At 66.9% G+C, this 18,362-nt stretch carries 16 protein-coding genes; 1 reads left to right on the forward strand and 15 read right to left on the reverse strand.

Features of this window, described 5'->3' with window-relative positions; all coding sequences use genetic code 11:
* The 13 genes from E8F11_RS17860 to E8F11_RS17920 form a co-directional block, all read right to left on the reverse strand.
* Positions 1-2,175: Ig-like domain-containing protein (locus tag E8F11_RS17860; protein WP_280290170.1), on the reverse strand; the 2,175-nt coding region annotated here is incomplete at its 3' end.
* 94 nt (positions 2,176-2,269) lie between these two features.
* Positions 2,270-2,881 carry a tail fiber protein gene (locus E8F11_RS17865; protein ID WP_280290171.1) on the reverse strand — a complete coding sequence of 204 codons (612 nt, stop codon included), beginning with the start codon at positions 2,879-2,881 and terminating at the stop codon, positions 2,270-2,272.
* Positions 2,882-2,955: 74 nt separating this feature from the next.
* Positions 2,956-3,267 (reverse strand): hypothetical protein, encoded by a 312-nt coding sequence (locus E8F11_RS17870; RefSeq protein ID WP_280290172.1) that lies wholly within the window; start codon positions 3,265-3,267, stop codon positions 2,956-2,958.
* The gene (locus E8F11_RS17875; protein ID WP_280290173.1) at positions 3,264-3,767 is read right to left on the reverse strand and encodes a GNAT family N-acetyltransferase; all 504 of its coding nucleotides are present in this window, start codon (positions 3,765-3,767) and stop codon (positions 3,264-3,266) included. The genes E8F11_RS17870 and E8F11_RS17875 overlap by 4 nt, the downstream gene beginning before the upstream one ends.
* A gap of 169 nt (positions 3,768-3,936) precedes the next feature.
* The gene (locus E8F11_RS17880) at positions 3,937-4,896 is read right to left on the reverse strand and encodes a sulfotransferase family protein (RefSeq protein ID WP_280290174.1); all 960 of its coding nucleotides are present in this window, start codon (positions 4,894-4,896) and stop codon (positions 3,937-3,939) included.
* 2 nt (positions 4,897-4,898) lie between these two features.
* Positions 4,899-5,699 (reverse strand): aspartyl/asparaginyl beta-hydroxylase domain-containing protein, encoded by an 801-nt coding sequence (locus tag E8F11_RS17885; protein WP_280290175.1) that lies wholly within the window; start codon positions 5,697-5,699, stop codon positions 4,899-4,901.
* A 38-nt stretch (positions 5,700-5,737) separates the two neighbouring features.
* Positions 5,738-7,834: an HlyD family efflux transporter periplasmic adaptor subunit gene (locus tag E8F11_RS17890; RefSeq protein ID WP_280290231.1), complete on the reverse strand. Its 2,097-nt coding sequence runs from the start codon at positions 7,832-7,834 to the stop codon at positions 5,738-5,740.
* Positions 7,831-9,150, reverse strand: coding sequence for an HlyD family efflux transporter periplasmic adaptor subunit (locus E8F11_RS17895; RefSeq protein ID WP_280290176.1), 1,320 nt, complete (start codon positions 9,148-9,150; stop codon positions 7,831-7,833). Before E8F11_RS17895 ends, E8F11_RS17890 begins: the two co-directional genes overlap by 4 nt.
* Positions 9,147-9,929 carry an efflux RND transporter periplasmic adaptor subunit gene (locus E8F11_RS17900; RefSeq protein ID WP_280290177.1) on the reverse strand — a complete coding sequence of 261 codons (783 nt, stop codon included), beginning with the start codon at positions 9,927-9,929 and terminating at the stop codon, positions 9,147-9,149. The genes E8F11_RS17895 and E8F11_RS17900 overlap by 4 nt, the downstream gene beginning before the upstream one ends.
* Before the next feature lie 190 nt (positions 9,930-10,119).
* Positions 10,120-10,941: an aldo/keto reductase gene (locus E8F11_RS17905; RefSeq protein ID WP_280290178.1), complete on the reverse strand. Its 822-nt coding sequence runs from the start codon at positions 10,939-10,941 to the stop codon at positions 10,120-10,122.
* Between the two features lie 76 nt (positions 10,942-11,017).
* On the reverse strand, positions 11,018-11,425 hold the full coding sequence (locus E8F11_RS17910) for a VOC family protein (protein WP_280290179.1): 408 nt from the start codon (positions 11,423-11,425) through the stop codon (positions 11,018-11,020).
* Between the two features lie 120 nt (positions 11,426-11,545).
* A complete protein-coding gene (locus E8F11_RS17915; protein WP_280290180.1) occupies positions 11,546-12,946 on the reverse strand; it encodes an amino acid permease in 1,401 nt (466 codons plus the stop codon).
* Between the two features lie 324 nt (positions 12,947-13,270).
* Positions 13,271-13,945, reverse strand: a complete 675-nt coding sequence (locus E8F11_RS17920; protein WP_280290181.1) for a class I SAM-dependent methyltransferase — start codon at positions 13,943-13,945, stop codon at positions 13,271-13,273.
* Between the two features lie 261 nt (positions 13,946-14,206).
* On the opposite strand from E8F11_RS17920, the gene E8F11_RS17925 reads away from it, so the two are divergent.
* Positions 14,207-17,146 (forward strand): transglycosylase domain-containing protein, encoded by a 2,940-nt coding sequence (locus tag E8F11_RS17925; RefSeq protein WP_280290232.1) that lies wholly within the window; start codon positions 14,207-14,209, stop codon positions 17,144-17,146.
* A 149-nt stretch (positions 17,147-17,295) separates the two neighbouring features.
* On the opposite strand, the gene E8F11_RS17930 is transcribed toward E8F11_RS17925, so the two are convergent.
* Entirely contained in the window at positions 17,296-17,601 is a 306-nt protein-coding gene (locus tag E8F11_RS17930) for a multidrug efflux SMR transporter (RefSeq protein WP_280290182.1), read from the reverse strand.
* 10 nt (positions 17,602-17,611) lie between these two features.
* A complete protein-coding gene (locus E8F11_RS17935; protein WP_280290183.1) occupies positions 17,612-18,250 on the reverse strand; it encodes an NAD(P)H-dependent oxidoreductase in 639 nt (212 codons plus the stop codon).
* Positions 18,251-18,362: the final 112 nt, after the last annotated feature.

The raw sequence follows: 18,362 nt of genomic DNA on the forward strand, positions 1-18,362 counted from the left end.
CAGCGAGGTTTCACCGATCCTCAAGGCATTGTCGGCCACCACTATGGTCGCGGTCGGGTGCGCAGTGTTGATCACATAGTTGCCCGAGTCCGTGGTGCCGCTGCCGGTATTGCCGGCCAGGTCGCTAATCCCGGTGTTGTTCAGGGTGATCAGGTTGCTGGCGTCGCTGATGCCATCGGTCGGGGTGAAGGTGGCGGTCCAGGTAATGCCGCCGTCGCTGCTGCTGACCGCGCTCAAGGTGCCGTTGGCGATGGTCAGGTCGGCGTTGGTGAAGCCGCTCACCGCCTCGCTGAAGGTAATGGTCACCAGCGAGGTTTCACCGGCACTGAGGGCGCTGTCGGCGACCACGATGGTCGCTGTCGGCCGCACCGTATCGATGGCGTAGTTGTTGGAGTCGGTGGTGCCGCTGCCAGCGTTGCCGGCCAGGTCGGCGATGCCGGTGTTGTCCAGGGTGATCAGGTTGGTCGTATCGGTGATGCTGGCGCTCGGGGTGAAGGTGCCGGTCCAGGTGATGCCGCCGTCGCTGCTGCTCACCGCGGTCAGGGTACCGTTGGCGATGGTCAGGTCGGCGTTGGTGAGACCGCTCACGGACTCGCTGAAGGTTATGGTCACCAGCGAAGTTTCGCCGACTCGCAAGGCGCTGTCCGCCACCACTATGGTCGCGGTCGGCCGTTCGGTATCGATGGCGTAGTTGTTGGAACTCGCCGTGCCCGAGCCGGCGGTACCGGTGCTGACCGACGTGACCCCGGCGAGGTTCACCGTGATCAAGTTGGTGGGGTCGGTGGTGTCGGCAGTGGGCGTCAGGGTGCCGGTCCAGGTGAGGCCGCCGTTGCTGCTGGACAGCCCGGTAATGCTGCCATTGGCAACGGTGAGGTCGGCGGTGGTGAAACCGCTCACGGCGGTGTTGAAGGTGAAGGTCACCAGCGACGTCTCGCCGGCCTTGAGGTTGGTGTCGGCGACGGTCGCAGACGTCAGCGTAGGGGCTACCTGCGGCGCATCGAAATTCAGGTCGTCCAGGTTTAGAAGCAGGTTCCCGCCGGAAATCGTGAAACTGGTGATGTTGTGGAACTGGGTGTTGGCCGAGAAACTGAAGTTCTCCGAAGTAACGAAGCTGCCATTACTGGCAAAGTTGACCGCACTTCCCCCATTGGGCGTGATGGAAATATCCGCATCCGCGATTCCGTCGATGGACAGCCCCAATAGCCGGAAAGCGCTGCCATCGAGAGCCTCGATCTTGATACTGCTTATGCCATTGAGTCCGACAGAGTCGAACAGAAGGTAGTAATCCGTGCCGCCATTGCCCAAGGGCGAGAAGGAATCGTTACTGATCACACTGGAGTAGCTGTTCCCCGCAGTGCCCGTGATGGTGTACTTGACGCCATCAAAGTTGAAAACGGCGGTGTTGGAGAAGGACTGGCCAGAATCATCGTCATAATTCTCATCCGCCGGAGCGAGGAGAAGGTGCTGGTAGCCCGCCACGCCCATCGCGGAGGATTCCACCAGCCCACTGCGGCTCTCCAGCTCCCAGTCCCCGCCCTTCGATACCGCGCCGGTCAGGTCGCTGGATGCGGCGACATCCGCCCCCGTGGCGGAGGCCAGGCCATCGATGAAGGCTTGCCCCTCCCCATTGGCGCCGACCTGGCACCCGTACAGCAGGATGTCGCCGTCGCTGCCCATCGACTGGCCGATGGCGTTCAGCAGACCGCTACGGGTGGCGAGGTCGCCACCTTCCAGCCAGTCGTTGCCGAGCTGGACCTTGCCCACGTCGCCATGACTGAGGATATGGATGGCGTCGATGCCGCTGCGGCCGCCGAGGTAGTCGGCGATCTGCTGCAGGCCGTCCTTGTTCGCATCCAGCACCACCACTTCGGTGCCGGGTTTGAGGCCGTTGACGAGCTGCTGGTAGTCCTTGACCTGACTGTCGACGAACACCACTTCCTGGCGGTTGTCCGCCGTGCCGGCCGGGGTCGCGGCCAGGGTATCGCTGCTGGAGGAGGCGTCATGGGTGGAGGCCTGGTTGTCGGCGGCATCGGCTGCCGGCTGGGCATCCGCCACCTCGACAGCCGTGGCAGCGACCGCGCCGTCGAACATCATCCGGGGCTCGAGCGCCACGGCGAGCGCGCTCCTTGCCGGCGGGTTCGACGATTTTTCCGGGGCAGTCCTGTTCCACCACATGGGGTACCTCCTACAGCATTCGATACGGGGAAAGCCTGGGACGGCTTTCCCCCACAGCCTGTTGCGAGTCCGGTTCGCCAGAGGCGCTCCGGGATCAGTTGCGCGACGGGAAGATCCCTTCCAGCGCGATCACGAAGTTGGTACCCAGGAAGGGGTTGCGAATCCCCAGGGGCTGGCTGCCGCCGGTGAGGCCGATGGTGATGCCCGGCATGTCGCCCAGCACACTGACGTTGAAAGGCGCCAGGGTGGTGTCGGCTGCGGTGGTCGCGTACAGGGTGCCGCCCCGTCCGCCCGCCGCAACCGGACCCAGCACGGTGGTCGGTCCCGGATTGGCCTGGGTGGTGCCGGTGGTCGCGGCCGGAATGGACGCCTGGCCGGAAGCGGCGATGGAGGTGCTGGTGGGTACCGCGGTATGGGTGTGGGCAGGCATCTGGGTGGAGAGGATGGTCACGTTCTCCGTGCCGCTCACTTCACCGATGTCGATCGGGCTCAGGCCTGCACCCTGCCCCTGCCCGACCGGGCTGCGGCCACGGAAGTCGGGCAGGCCGAAGGTGACCTGGCCATTGCCGCCGTACATGGTGCCAAGCAGCGAGAACAGCGCCTGGTTCTGGGAAATCGAGAGCAGTTGGCCAGAGCATTGCGCCCAGCCACGGGGGGCGAAGTTGAAACCGACCATGCGGATTTCGCCAATGAAGGGATCGCTCATTGCTGTTGCTCCTTGTTGATGCCGCCTGTGCGGCAGGTTGCGCATCGCTGCGCGGGTCAACCTTCTGGCTCGCCCTACTGGGCCTTGCGGCGGTGGAACACCGCCTGCAGCAAATGGCGCTCACCCTCCTCGTCCGGTCCGATCGGGCACAGCAGCACCGGCCACTGGGCGCTGCTGGGGCTGCGCAGCAGGTAGATGTGCTGCGGCAGCTGGATGCCGACGGGCTGGGCGAAGACGGCGCTGTAGCATTCGTACCGGGCATTCATCGCGGCGCCCTCGCTGACTTCCACCAGGGTCACGGCGATACCCTCGCCGCCCTCCCAGCTCAGGTGCCATGGCTGCTGGAGCTGCTGTTCGAATTCCTGGCGAGAAGGGATCGAGGTCATGCGGGTACTTCCTGTGCGTGGGGCGTACTGGCGCTGCGCTGCATCTGCAGGTAGACCCGGTTGTTGCCGGTGACCACGAAGCCGAAGCGCTCGTAGAGGCGCCGCGCTGGATTGTCGGACTCGACGAACAGGCGGATCGCCTTGCCCGACTCGTCGGCTTCGAGGGTCAGTGCCTGCAGGTAGCGCGTACCGATGCCGTGCCGCCGCCATTCAGGCAGCAGGGCGATGTCGATCAGGTTGAGCGTATTGGGCCCGCGGAAGACATAAAGCCGGCCTATGGCCTGGCCGCGATGGCAGATCAGGGAGAACTGCGCGTCGTGGTAGTGCTCCTGGTAATAGCGGTGCTGGGCGTCGAACTGTTGGGCGAGGAAGGCATCGATGGCCGGCTGGGTCCAGCCGGTGGAGGCCATTTCGTCGGCGCGGGTGGTCGCGTAGAGCGCCCGCAGGAACGCCAGGTCGGTTTGCGCAATGGAGCGAAGGTGCAACTCGAGAGTTGGCATGGCGTCGTGCGTCCTTGCTGACTTTTCCCCTTGGGAAGAGCCGGCTTCCTATTATTTTGATATCACGCGACCTCAACGACGAGAGATTAGCCGAAGCTGCCGGCCACTAGCCACTGTCTTCTCAAGAATCAATAGGATTATTCCTAGACATTTGTATGAAGCTTCTACTCTAACGGCGCAGCCTCTCCAGGGACTCGTAGGGCGCGCGGGCCCAGCGATCCACGGCTTCGCGCACCCGGTCATCGGCCGCCTCGCGCTTGCGCTGGCTGTCGGCGCTGAACCACATGGCGGGTTGCTTGGCGTCGAAGGCGGCGATTTCCCGCAAGCGCGGCACCTCGGTCTCGCGCACGTCGAACAGGGGCGCCAGCCGACCCCAGAGGGCATCGGGCAGTTCGCTGTAGTTCACCGGCACGCCGCCGTGGCGTCGGCACAGTTCCAGGCCCTGTTCGAGGATGCGGCCGATGCTGCGGCTGGTGAATTCCAGCGGCGACATGGCCTGGGCCTCTTCCTCGGCGAGGTCCAGCGCCGAGGGGCCAAGAAAGCCCGGCACGCTGTGCATGCCGGGCTGGCGCAGTTGCGAGACGACGATTTCCAGCGGGTCGCGATAGAGGAAGATGCGCGGTGTGTCCGGGTAGAGCTCGCTCAGCATCGGCGCCTCGAAGACGTTCCAGGCATCGAGCTTGATCATCAGCCGCTCTTCGATACCGCGCCGACGCTGGCCGTAGGCCGACAGCAACGCGCACACCCAGCCGGCCTGTTGCGCGGCTGCAGCGGGGTCGATGAAGTGCGCACGCAGCAGGCTGTCCAGCGGCGGCGGCTCGGACAGCACGATGTTGCGTTCGATGCCGGCGAGCAACTGCGCCAGCAAGGTGGAACCGCAGCGCGAGGCGTGAAAGATCAAGGCGCCAGGCGCCAGGCCGGGGCTGGCCGCCTGCCAGTCGAGCAGGGACGCCAGCGGGGTGTCGCGACGAAAGGCCTGGTTGAAGGGCAGGCGCAGGGCCAGTTCCACGTCGTCACGGAAGAACGGCCGGTTCAGTTGCTGCTCGCCGAACCAGCACCAGTCCACCCGCCATTCGCCGTCATACCGCCAGGCGCGGATGGGCAACCAGCCGTTCAGGTCTTCGCTCATGTTCACACCTTCCATTGTTCGCGCCATGCCTGCTTGCCCTGGCGCATGGCCGCGCGAACCTCCGCCTCGGCAAAAAGCAGGCCCAGCTCCGCGCCCAGTCGCACCACTTCGCGGGTGAAGTCGCGCACATCGGTCAGGCCCTGCAGTTGCCGGGCAAGCGCGACATCCCCTGCCACCTGCCGGCGGAATTGCGCGAACGCCTGCACCGCCCTCCCCGGCTGTAACGCGGGGGTGTCAGGCAACCCTTGGTGAACAGCCGCCAGCAGCCAGTCATTGGGATGGCAATCCAGCACCAGGTGAATGCGCTCGCCCGGCCCCGGGTTATCCACACGATGCGGGCGGGACAGGTCGAGGAACCAGCACTCGCCGGGCCGCATGGGCACCTGCAGGCCGTCGACAAGAAACTCCACGCCCGGCGGGCTCAGCAGCGGCACATGCAGGCGCAGGTCGCTGCCCGGCAGGCCCAGGTCGGGGTCGCAGTGTTCATGGATGCGCGAGCCCGGCCCAAGGCGCAGCAGGCGTGCGCTGCGCACCCTGGTCTGGAAGGCATCCAGCAGGTGGTTCCAGGCCGTTTCCCGCTGCCACCAGCCGCTGCGCATCGGCGCGCCGAGGCCGGGGGCCAGCGGCAGCGGTGCGTCTTCCGGCGTGATCAGCGCGACGCCGCTCCAGTCGCCCTCGTAATAGCCCGTGTTGAAGTGGCCCTGCCACGCGGCGGCGTCGATTCGCGCCAGCGCATCCAGGAGTGGTGCCAGCTCGAAGCGCAGGGGCAGGCGCGAGCAGACCGGCAGTGGTGACGTTGGCATGGAACTGTCCTTGCTCCTGTGTGGTGGGTGGCCTTGCCTCAGAAACCGCTTTCCCTGACCCCAAGCGCGGCCAGCCGGCGCCAGGCGAAGCCGAGCAGCGACTGCCCCTGCCCATCCAGCACCACCACACCGCGCAGGGGCTGGGCCGGCTGGATCGAAGCATCCAGCAGGCTCAGGCGCACGCCGTACTGGGCCTGAACCGGTTCGGCCCGGCGCTGGGCGTCGCGACGTATGGCGATAGGGCCATGGTGGTCGGAACTCAGGGCTTCCAACTCCAGGTAAGCGACGCCGGTGGCATCCACTTCGTCCAGCCGCACCGGCAGCGCCGGGCGCGCCGGATCGTCGGCGATGAAGCGCCCTTGGGCACCCGGTTCGACGCGCCAGAGCTGTTCCTCGGCCAGGTAGCCACGCAGGCGCAAGCCGGGTTCGACCACCCGTGCCAGGGTTTCCGCGGGGCTGAGCCAGCGGCCCGGGGTCAGGTCCGGCAACAGGTCGCGCACCACCCCGGATCGGGGCGCGCGCAGTTGCAGGCGTTCGCGCTGGGCGGCAAGGCCCCGGTACTCGGCCACGGCCTCGGCCAGGCGCTGTTCGAGGATGCCGGCGTCGGCCGCCGTTTCGCTGCGTCCGGCCTGGCGGCGCAGCTGCAGCTGGAGGATTTCGATCTCGCGGCGAACGATGACCTGGCGCGAATCCAGGTCGGGGGACTCCAGCTCCAGCAGCAGGTCGCCCTGCCCCACCGCCTGGCCATCCACCACGTGCAGTTGCTTCAACCGCGCCGCCAGCGGCGCGTGCAGAGCTGTGGCGCGGGAGGCTTCCAGCAGGGCCGGCACCTCCACCGAGCTGCGCCAGGGCAGCATCAGCAGCGCCAGCAGGAGAAGCAGCCCGGCGCCGGTCAGCAGCACCTTGCCCGGCTGTGCCTGGTCGCGGCGCTGCCACCATTCGCGCAGCTCCTTCCAGATCGGCAGGCCGATGAACCAGACCAGCTCCACCAGCATCAGGAAGATGCCGAGTACCTTGAAGAACAGGTGGTAGACCGCCAGGGCGATGCCGAAGAACAGCACCGCGCGCCACAGCCAGGCGCCGTAGCCCCAGACCAGCAGGCGCCGCGCCAAGGCCGGTTGCCAGGGTTCGGGCATGGGCTCGCCGTAGCCGAACAGCGCCTCGCGCAGGCGCCAGCGGCAGAGGGCGAAGGCCCGCGCCTGGAGGTTATCCACAGCCCAGAGGTCGCTGAGCAGGAAGTAGCCATCGAAACGCATGAAGGGGTTGAGGTTGATCACCAGGGTGGTGATCCAGGTCGCGCTGGCGAGCATGAAGGCCGAGGTGCGCATCGGGCCATCCGGCAGCAGCGACCAGGCCAGCAGCGCCAGCACTGCCAGCACCAGTTCGGCCAGCACGCCGCCGGCACCGATCAACAGCCGCGAGCGGCGGTCGTTGACCCGCCAGGCGTCGCTGACGTCGGTGTAGAACATCGGCAGCAGCACCATGAAGGCCAGGCCCATGCTCTGCACCCGGCAGCCGGCGCGCTTGGCCATGAAGGCGTGGCCGAACTCGTGGCAGAGCTTGGCGAAGGTCAGGGCGATGCCGAAGGCCATGGCGCCGCCCAGGCTGAACAGGTGCGGGAAGGTGGCGAGGAAGCGCTCCCAGTCGCGCGCCACCAGGAACAGGCCGAGCGCGAATACCAGCGGCAGCCCCCAGTGCAGCAGCCAGCGGCCATTGCGCTGCAGCACGGGCCAGGTGCGGTTGAGGAAGGCATCCGGGCGCCACAACGGAATACGGAAGAACAGGTACTGGTGCAGCGCCCGTTTTGCCGGGCTCTGGCGCTGGGAGGCGGCCTTGGCGCCGTAGCTGGCGCGCTGTTCCCCGTCCAGGGCGGCGATCAGGTCATGGCCACGGAGAAAGCGCAGCAGCTCTTCCAGCTCGGCGACGCCCAGGGGCAGGCCCGGCTCGGCGTTGGCCGCGCTCAGTACCTGCTGCGGATCGCTCAGGGCCCAGTGGCGCAGCAGGCGTACGGCGGCGGCACCGAGCTTGAAATAGCGCCCGCGCAACGGGTCGGCCAAGGTCCACTGGGGCGCGCCGTCCAGGCCGGGGGCGGCTGGCGACAGCTGCAGGTCGGGGCGCAGGGCCGGCAGCATCAGAAGCCCAGCCCCTGACGCAGCGCCGCCAGGGGCCGGCGCAGCAGGTAATAGGCCAGCGGCGCGCGCTCGCCGAACAATTTGGCGGTACCGCGCAGGCCGATGCGCGGCGGCGCTTCGGCGAAGGCGGCATCGAGGCGGTAGGCCAGTTGCCCGGCAGCGGTGGCCTGGGCTTCATAGGCGGCCCGTTCGAGCCGCGCGCTGTGGCGATCGAGCGGATCGCTGTCGAGGAACAGCGCCACCTCGGCGCCGGGCTGCAGGGCAATGGCGTCCCCCACTGGCAGCTCGATGCGCAACTCGGCCTGGGCCGGATCGGCGATCTGCATCAGGCGCTCGCCGGTCTGCACCGGTTTGCCGGTCCAGCGTTCGGCATCGGCGAACACCGCGATGCCGGCACGTTCGGCGCGCACTTCGCTGCGCGCCAACAACTGCCTGGCGTAGTCGCGCTCGGCGCGCTTCTGCTCCACCCGCGCCGCCAGCAGGTCGATGCGTGCGCTGGATTCGGCATCGGCGAAGGCGCGCTGGCTGTTGGCCTTGAGTTCCGCCTCGGCCACGCCGAGGGTGCGCTCGGCGACATCGGCCTGGGCCTTGAGGCTGGTGGCGTCGAAGCGCACCAGCAGGTCGCCGGCGGCCACGCTCTGGTTGGGCTTGACCAGGAATTCGGCGATCACCCCGTCCAGCGGCGCCGCGACCACCCGGCCGCCCTGGGGCACCACTTCGGCCGGCGCCAGCACCGACTGGCGCACCGGCAGCAGGAGCAGCAGGCAAAGGCCGCCGGCAATGGCCAGGAGCTTCTTCTTCGGCCAGCGCAGGCGCCAGGGCTTGCGTGGCTGCAAGGCCAGCCAGGCGTGGGCGTAGGTGTCGCCGAGCTGGGCCAGCAGGGCCTGCTCGGCGTCGTTGAAGGCCCGGTCGCGGGCCAGCCAGAGGCCGCCGAAAACTTCGCCGCCCCGGACCTTCAAGGGCAGCCAGAACGCCTGGGCGGCCGACAGCGCCTGCCAATCGGCGCGGGCCTGTTCGTCCAACAGCGTTGCGTCGACAGCGCGGGGCTCGTCCAACTGGCCCTGGTCGAGCAGCTGTCCTGCAGCGCGTTCGACGAAGGCCACGAAGGGAGCGTTGGGCTCCACCAGGCTGATGCCGGTGAGGGCCTGAACCTTGCCGGCGATCAGCAGCGCGGCATGGCGGAAGCCGAACAGCGATTGGCCGTCGTTGACCATGCAAAAGGCCAGTTGCTCGGTGCTGGCAGCCTGGCGGGCCTGCTTCTCCAGGCCAAGGAAGAGCGCGAAGACGCGCTCGGCGGCACCGGGCAGGGCCGCGCTCATGGCGTCTCCGGGAAGTGCGCGGTGCCGCTCATGCCGGCCAGCAGGCCCGGGGCGTCGTCCGGCAGACCGCCGATCAGCAGCAGGGTCTGGCTGCCTTCGTCGATCCGTGCTCCCAGGCGCTTGATCACCGCCTGCAGCGACTTGCCGGTTTCATCGGGAACGAAGCTGAAGCTCTGCTCGGGCTTGAGCCGGCTCAGCCAGCGGGAAGGCACCAGCAGGTGGATCTCAAGGGTGCGGTTATCCACAACTTCCAGCAGGGGCGCGCCGCTGGCCACGCTCTCGTGGGGCTGCACTTTGCGCGCCACCACCTGGCCGTCGAAGGGTGCTTTCACCTGGCAGCGCTGCACCTGCACCTGGTAGACCTGGGCCTCGGCCTGGGACTGGGCCTGGCGCGCCTCGGCCAGGGCCACTTCGAAGCGTCCCACCGAGTTGAGGGCCGCCAATTGCTGTTTGTTCCGGAGCTCTTCCCGCGCCGCGCGCACCGCGGCGTTGGCCGCGTTCAGCTGGGCCTGGTAGGCGCTGCAGTCGAAGCGCACCAGCACCTCCCCCTTCTTGAACGCCTGGCCTTCGGCATAGGGCATATCGACAATGCGCCCGGCCAGTTCGCTGGCCAGCACGGCCTGGTGGCGGGCACGCAGCACGCCGCGGGCATCGCTGCTGGCCGGGGCCGCCACGGCGGGCGCATCGAGCAAGGGGTCCGGCGCGGGTGGTTCCTCCGCCCAGGCGGCGGCGACCAGTCCCATCAAGCCCAACAGCGTCCACTGCAGCGTGCGTTTCATAAGGACCTTTCCCTGGAAAGAACTGGGCAAGAGTCTATGAGAGCTGTCGGACAATAGGAATCTGGCTAGAGGAATTATCTTGCCATCAGGCGGGTTCCATCCCCTGATGGTGGACAATGCACTGTTCTTCTGTGGGAGCGAATTCATTCGCGAATAAATTCGCTCCCACAAGAGGGAACGCTCGCCGGCCTCAGACCATCGCCAATGGCCCCTTGCGCCTGGGCGGCGGGAAGCTGTGGTCGATCAGGGCGAGATCGTCGGCGCTGAGCTGGAGTTTGTGGGCCTCGGCGTTCTGCTGGATGTGCAGGGGGTCGACGGCCTTGGGAATGACCATCACCCCATCCTGGCGCAGGGCCCAGGCCAGGGCGACCTGGGCAGGACTTGCCTCGTGGCGGCGCGCGATTTCCTGGAGGGCGGCGTTGCGCAGCAGCTTGCCGCCCTGCCCCACCGGGCAGTAGGCCATGAGCGGCACGCCCTGTTGCTGCTGGAAGGGCAGCAGGTCGAACTCGACGCCGCGCGCCTCAGGGTTGTAAAGGACCTGGTTGGCGGCACAACCGGCGGGCAGTTCATGGAGGTCGTCGAGATCGAGGTTGGAGACACCCCAGCGGGCGATCTTGCCCTGCTCACGCAGGCGCTCGAAGGCTTCGACGGTCTCCTCCAGCGGGTGCTCGCCGCGCCAGTGCAGCAGGTAGAGGTCGAGGTGGTCGGTGCCAAGTCGCCTGAGGCTGCTCTCGCAAGCCTGGGCGGTGCCCCTGCGACTGGCGTTCCAGGGATAGACCTTGCTGACCAGGAAGACCTGCTCGCGCAGGCCGGCGATGGCTTCTCCCACCACCTCCTCGGCGCCGCCTTCGGCGTACATTTCGGCGCAGTCGATCAGTTTCAGGCCCAGTTCCAGGCCCTGGCGCAGGGCCGCGACTTCGCGCTTGCGCTCGCTGCGGCTCTCGCCCATGTGCCAGGTGCCCTGGCCAATGGCGGGCACCTGGATGCCGTCGGGGAAGGTAATGCTGTGCATGGCTCGGTCCTCAGGAAGTCCGTTCAGTGGATTGCCGGCAGCTGGGGCGCGATATTCCGGCAATGCACGGCACGGCTCAAGCCCAGGGGTCGTAGGAACCGATGCTCCACAGGTGGCCTTCCGGGTCGCGACAGCTGAAGCTGCGGCCGCCGTAATCCTCATCCTTCAGCGGCAGGACCACGGTAGCCCCGGCGGCCAGGGCGCGGGCGTGCACGGCATCGACGTCAGTCACCACCAGGTAGATGCCCTGGCTGCCCAGTCCGCCAACCTCGTCGGGTTGGCGCAGCTGGCGGCCGTAGTCGTTGTCGCGCACCGAGCCGAGCATGATCATGCCGCCGTCGAGGCTGAGCTGGGCGTGGGCGATGCTGCCGTCCTGCTCAGCCACCACCAGGTGCTCGACGAAGCCGAAGGTGCGGCAGAGCCAGGAGATGGCGGCAGGCCCATCGCGGTAACGCAGGCAGGGAATTGCAGTAGAACCGGCCATGGCGGTGTCCTCCATTCAATAGACGGATTGATTCAGCCTAGCTTCTTACGCCAGGGTCCAACCCCCAGAATGCATCGGGCCCGCACATGGCGGGCCCGATGGTCATGGCGAAGGCAGGCGTCAGGCGGCGGCGCCAACCGGCTCTGCGGCCTTGGCCGGCGCCAGGTTGAACACTCTGTAGAGCACCACCAGCAGGGCCAGGAAGGCCGGGCCCACGTAGAGCGCGACACGGGTGTCGGGGAAGTAGGCCATCAGGCCGACCACCAGCACCAGGAACGCCATCGCCAGGTAGGAACTGACGGGGAACAGCCACATGCGGTACTGCAGCTTGCCCTGCTCGGCGGGGCTGAGGCTGCGGCGGAACTTCATCTGCGCGAGAAGGATCATCGCCCAGGTCCAGATGGCGCCGAAGGTGGCGATGGAGGTCACCCAGACGAATACCTTCTCCGGCACCAGGTAGTTCAGCAGTACGCCCAGCAGCAGCGCGGCGCCGGACAGCAGCAGGGCGCGGCGCGGCACGCCATTGGAGGTGACGGCGAAGGCGCGCGGCGCCTGGCCTTGCTGGGCCAGGCTGTAGAGCATGCGGCCGGTGCTGAAGATGCCGCCGTTGCAGGAACTCAGCGCGGCGGTGATCACCACGAAGTTGATGATGCCGGCGGCGGTCTTGATGCCGAGGCTCTCGAAGGTCATCACGAAGGGGCTGCCCTGGGTACCGATCTCGTTCCAGGGGTAGATGGAGAGGATCACGAACAGCGCGCCGACGTAGAACAGCAGGATGCGCCAGAACACCGAGCCGATGGCCTGGGGAATGGTCTTCTGCGGGTTCTTCGCCTCGCCGGCGGTAAGGCCGATCATCTCCACGCCGAGGTAGGCGAACATGACCATCTGCAGCGACATCAGCACGCCCTGCACGCCATTGGGCATGAAGCCGCCGTGCTCCCAGAGGTTGGCGATACCGGTGGCGACGCCGTCGTTACCCAGGCCGAAGACGATCATGCCGGTGCCGGCGACCACCATGGCGACGATGGTGACGATCTTGATCAGGGCGAACCAGAACTCGAACTCACCGAAGGCGCGCACGGCGATCAGGTTGATGCTGCCCATGCTGACCAGCGCCGCCAGGGCCCAGATCCAGCGTGGCACCTCGGGGAACCAGACGCCCATATAGATGGCCACGGCGGTGATTTCCGCCACGCAGGTCACCAGCCAGAGGAACCAGTAGTTCCAGCCGGTGAGGAAGCCGGCCAGAGGGCCGAGGTAGTCCTGGGCGTAGCGGCTGAAGGAGCCGGCCACTGGGTTGTGCACGGCCATCTCGCCGAGGGCGCGCATGATCACCAGGATGGCGAGGCCGCCGATGATGTAGGAGAGCATGATGGCCGGGCCGGCCATCTGGATCGCCTTGGCCGACCCGAGGAACAGGCCGACGCCGATGCAGGCGCCAAGGGCCATCAGGCGGATATGCCGCTCACCGAGGTCTCGGTGCAGCGATTCATGTTGTGGCTGATGATCAGCAACGGACATGCAGTGGTACCTCATCTTGTAGTTGTCGAGGAGTCAGGCGCGCTGCCGGAAAACCAGGTCGTGGTGACGACCCTTGGCCGCCTGACAGGCCCGTCCTTGTGGGGCGGAACAGTCATGCGGGAGCGGACGCGTCCGAGATCGGCGGCGAGTCTTGCATAAAGAGGAGGTAACGTCATGCCTACTTTTGGTGCACTGGGGTACCAGGGCCAACCTGGGTAGGGACTGTACCGGCGATCGTCGCAAAAGCCGGAAATGGATCGACAGGATTTCCCGCCGCCAGGCCGGAAAACCCCAGAATCGCCCGTGATGCTTTCGGCCGAACGGTCATGACGAGGGCCTTGCCTCCAGCAAAAGGGACAGCGGCTCACCGGTGTGCGGATGGGCCGGCTCGCGCAGGGCCTCGATCCGGAAACCACTGCGCTGCAGCACTTCGCACCAGGACTCCAGGGTACGGAAGTACCAGGGCATCGGCTCCGGGAACTCGCCTGCGAAGGCCGCGAAGTCCTCGCATCGCCAGCCATCCCGGTAACCCTCCTGGCCTCGCGCCTGCCAGGGGTGGACGGTCTGGATCAGCAGCACGCCCTCGGCCGCCAGGAGGGCGCGCACGGCGGCCAGCAGCGGGGCCAGCTGCTCCTCGAACAGGGCGAAATTGCACACTACCGCGGCGAATTGGCCCAACTGGGCAGGATCTGCCTGAATTTGGCCGTAGTCCAGACAGAGGAAATCGCCGCCCGCCTCCCGCGCCGCCTCCACCAGAGGTGCCGAAGCGTCGACACCCAACACCTCCACTCCCGCCCCGGCCAGGGCCCGGCACAGCCAGCCCTCGCCGCAGCCGAGGTCCAGCACTCGCGCCGGCTGGTGCGCCAGCACCGCCTCGATGATGGCCCGGTCAGTGGCCAGTTGCCTGCTTTCGATGCGACTTTCCCGCACCGCACGGGTCCAAGCTAGGGCGTTGGCGTGCCAGCTGTGGCCAAGTTGCTTCCGATTATCGCCTGCCATTGATTCGCTCCCATTTTGCCGTCACTCCGGCATGCAGCGCGCCCGCGACCTACTAAGATTGGAAGCAAGAGCGGTAGCAGGCCAGGCCGGTGAACTATGGGCGCAATATGGCAATCTGACGAAGCCAGGAACGAGGTACCCCAAGGTCATCTCAATGACCCCGCCATTCCCCCGAAAAAGTCCCGCCGCAAGCACCGTTTGCTGTTCTGGAGCGTCTGCCTGCTGACCGCCGGCATTGTAGGCCTGGCCGCCACCCACGAGATGCGCACCTCGAGGTTCCAGGCGCGGGAATTCAGCCGTTACGCAGCCACCCTGAGCTACAAGCTGGGGGAAGGCCCGAGTAATTCCATCCGGTACCCCGGTGACGGCCCCTTCGACCGTCGCCTGGGCTACGCCTTCCTGCCGCAGATGCTCGACCGCCTGGAAAAGCGCGGCTTCGCGATCCAGCAGCAGGCCCGCTTCTCCCCGGCCCTGGTCAATTACACCGAGCGCGGGCTGTTCCCGCCCTACCGGGAGAAGGTCCAGGCCGGCATCAGCATCTGCGACTGCCGCGGCCTGCCCTTCTACCAGTTCAGCTACCCGCAGTTGCGTTATCCGAGCTTCGACAGCATCCCGCCGTTGCTGGTGAGCAGTCTGCTGTTCATCGAGAACCGCAAGCTGCTGGACCACAATGAACCCCTGGCCAACCCCGCCGTCGACTGGCCGCGCTTTTCCAAGGCGGCGCTGACGCAAATGGGCAAGGCCATCGACCTGGACGGCCAGTCCGCCGGCGGCAGCACCCTGGCCACCCAGCTGGAGAAATATCGCCACTCGCCCTTCGGTCGCACCGTCTCGGCCACCGAGAAGATCCGCCAGATGGTGTCCGCCAGCGTGCGCGCCTACCAGAACGGCCCGGAAACCCTGGCCATTCGCAAGCGCATCGTCATGGACTACCTCAACAGCGTGCCGCTCTCGGCGGCGCCGGGGCATGGCGAGGTGCACGGCATCGCCGACGGCCTGCGGGTCTGGTACGGCGCCGATTTCAGCAAGGTCAACCAGGTGCTGGCGAACAAGGACAGTCCGCTGGCCGAGCGCGGCCTGGCCATGCGCCAGGTGCTCTCGCTGTTCATCGCCCAGCGCCGCCCTTCCTATTACCTGTCCAGCGCCCATGAAGAGCTGAACACTCTGACCGACAGCCATATCCGCGTGCTGGCCGCCGCCGCAGTCATTGACCCGGCCCTGCGCGATGCCGCCCTGGGCGCACGCCTGCGCTTCCGCAACTGGGTGGAAGAGCCGGCAATGCAGAGCGTTGAAGCCAACAAGGGCATCAGCGTCGCCCGCAGCCGCCTCTCCGGCCTGCTGAAGATGCCGCTCTACGACCTCGATCGTCTTGACCTCACCGCCAGCAGTACCCTGCAGAGCGAGCTGCAGAACGCCGTCACCGACTACCTGCGGCGTCTGGCCGACCCGGCCTTCGCCGAACAGGTGGGCCTCTACGGCGAACGCCTGCTGTCGCCGGAGAAGACCCGAGAGGTGCGCTACAGCTTCACCCTCTTCGAGCGCACCCCGTCCGGCAACCGCGTGCGGGTGCAGACCGACAACACCGACCAGCCCTTCGACATCAACGAGGGCAGCAAGCTGGAACTGGGCTCCACCGCCAAGTTCCGGGTATTGGCCACCTACCTGGAAAACGTCGCCACCCTGCACCGGCGCTACGCCGCCATGACGCCGGAAGAATTGCGCAAGGTGCCGGTCGACAAGCTCGACTTCATCACCCGCTGGGCCATCGACTACCTGATCCAGACCAAGGACCGCGACCTCACCGCCATGCTCCAGGCCTCCATGGACCGCAAGTATTCGGCCAGCCCCTATGAAAGCTTCTTCACCGGCGGTGGCCTGCATGCCTTCAACAACTTCCGCAAGGAAGACAACGACCGCCGGCCGACCCTGCGCGATGCCCTGCGCGAATCGATCAACCTGCCGTTCGTGCGCCTGTTGCGCGACGTGGTGCGGCACGACATGTACCGCCCCGACGGCGGCAAGATGCAACTGCTCAGCGACGACAAGGACCCGCGCCGCCAGGGTTATCTGGACCTGTTCATCTCCCGCGAGAGCCAGACCTACCTGCGGCGGTTCTGGAACAAGTACCAGGGCAAGGATGCGGAACAGCGCCTGTCCACCTTCCTCGACGGCCTCAACCCCTGGGGCGCGCGGATGGCCGCCATCCACCGCTACCTGCAGCCCCAGGCCGACCTCGCCACCTTCGCCGCCTTCATGCGCGAGCGGGTGCCCAAGGCCAATCCCCCGCTGACCGACAAACGCGTCGAAGACCTCTACACCCGCTACGGACCGGGTGCCTTCAACCTCAACGACCAGGGCTACGTGGCCCGCGTGCATCCGCTGGAGCTCTGGTTGCTGGGCTACCTGCAGGCGCACCCGACGGCGACCTACCGCGAAGCCGTGGAAGCCAGCGGTGACGAGCGACGTGAAGTGTATGGCTGGCTGTTCAAGTCCAAGCGCAAGTACGCCCGCGACAAGCGCATCCGCATCATGCTGGAGGTGGAAGCCTTCCTCGACATCCACGAGCACTGGAAGTCCCTGGGCTATCCCTTCGACCACCTGGTGCCGTCGCTGGCCACCGCCCTGGGCAGCTCCGGCGACCGGCCGGCGGCCCTGGCCGAACTGATGGGCATCGTCCTCAACGACGGCGTCCGCCAGCCCACCCTGCGCATCGACCAACTGCATTTCGCCGCCGATACGCCCTACGAGACCCTGGTCGGCTATCAGACCGGCGAAGGCAAGCGGGTTATGACGTCGGAAGTGGCCGCGACCCTGCGCGACTCGCTCTCCAAGGTGGTGGAAGGCGGCACCGCGCGGCGCCTGCAAGGCAGTTTCACCCTGCCCGACGGCCACCCGCTGGTGCTGGGCGGCAAGACCGGCACCGGCGACAACCGCATCCAGACCGTAACCCGCTATGGCGCGGTGAAGAGCTCCAAGCCGATGAACCGCACCGCCACCTTCGTCTTCTACCTGGGCCCGCGCCACTTCGGCACCCTGACCGCCTTCGTCGAAGGCAGCCAGGCCGACAAGTTCAGCTTCACGTCCGCCCTGCCCGTGCAGGTGCTCAAAGGCATGGCGCCGATCCTCCAACCCTACCTGGCACCCGGCCTGAACACCCAGTGCCAGGACCTGGCGCCGGCGGTGCAGGTCAGCCGCAGATAGGACGGCCGGGGTCGCGCGAATCCTGTACGGGCGAATTCATTCGCGATTGGGCGGCATCGCCGCCCCGTAGGTTGGCGCTGAGGAACGAAGCCCAACATGGCGCGCGAAGCGGGCCCCGATCGTTGGGCTTCGCTGAGCTCAGCCACAACCTACCGTAGCCCCGCCACCCCCGCGACGATCAACCCCACAGACACCAGCTTCGCCGGAGTCAGCGCTTCCCCCAGCAGCAGAAAGCCCAGCAGCACGGTACCCAGGGTGCCGATGGCGGTCCAGATGGGGTAGGCGATGCTCACCGGCAACACCCGCATGGACAGGGTCAGGAAGTAGATACCGGCCACCGCAGCCACCACCACCAGCAGGCTGGGCCAGGGCCGGGTGAAGCCTTCGGCGTACTTCATGCCCATGGCGAACAGCACCTCGAAGACGGCCGCCACCAGCAGGAATATCCAGGCCATGGCCGTCTCCTCAGAAGGTTTCCGCGAGGTCCGCCAGGGTCCGCTCGGCGCGCTGGTAGGACTGCTCGAAGGCCTGGCCGCCGAACTCGTCGCTCTCCACAGCCACCACCGTGACGTCGGTGATGCCGATGAACCCCAGCACCGCGCTCAGGTGGACGTCGGCGTGATTCAGATGGGCGTTGGTGCCACCCGGCCCGTAGCCGTAATCGCCGCGCGTGGTGATGATCAGCGCCTTGCGGCCCAGCACCAGCGGGGTATAGGGGTTACCCGGCTTGCTCGGGTCGAAGTCGAAGGTGCGGCGAATGCGGACGATCTGATCGATCCAGGCCTTGACCCCGCTGGGCACGCCGAAGTTATGCATGGGCGCGGAGATCACCAGGCGGTCTGCGGCAAACAGCTCATCCACCAGCAGGTCACTGACCGCGAGGTCGGCCTTCATCACCTCGGTGCGAGCCTCCGGCTCGGGGTGGAAGGCCGCGGCGATCCAGCCCTCCGTGACCGCCGGAATGGCCACCCGCCCTACTTCGCGGCGCAGCACCTGGCTGTCAGCCTGGCGAGACTGCCAGGCCTTGAGGAAGGACTCCTGCAAGCGGCGGGAATGGGAGCGCTCGCCTCGGGGGCTGCCTTGCACGGAAAGAATGGTACTCATCTCAATCTCCTTGATGGCCGTGCTTCCTGAAGCACGATAATTGGCAGAAACTCAGGCACTAAGCTAGTAACATCGACCATCACGGACAAATGAGCGTTAGTTCATCCAGATG

Origin of the sequence: Pseudomonas sp. BN417 (assembly GCF_029871205.1) — a bacterium.
In the GTDB taxonomy this organism is placed as follows: Bacteria; Pseudomonadota; Gammaproteobacteria; order Pseudomonadales; family Pseudomonadaceae; genus Metapseudomonas.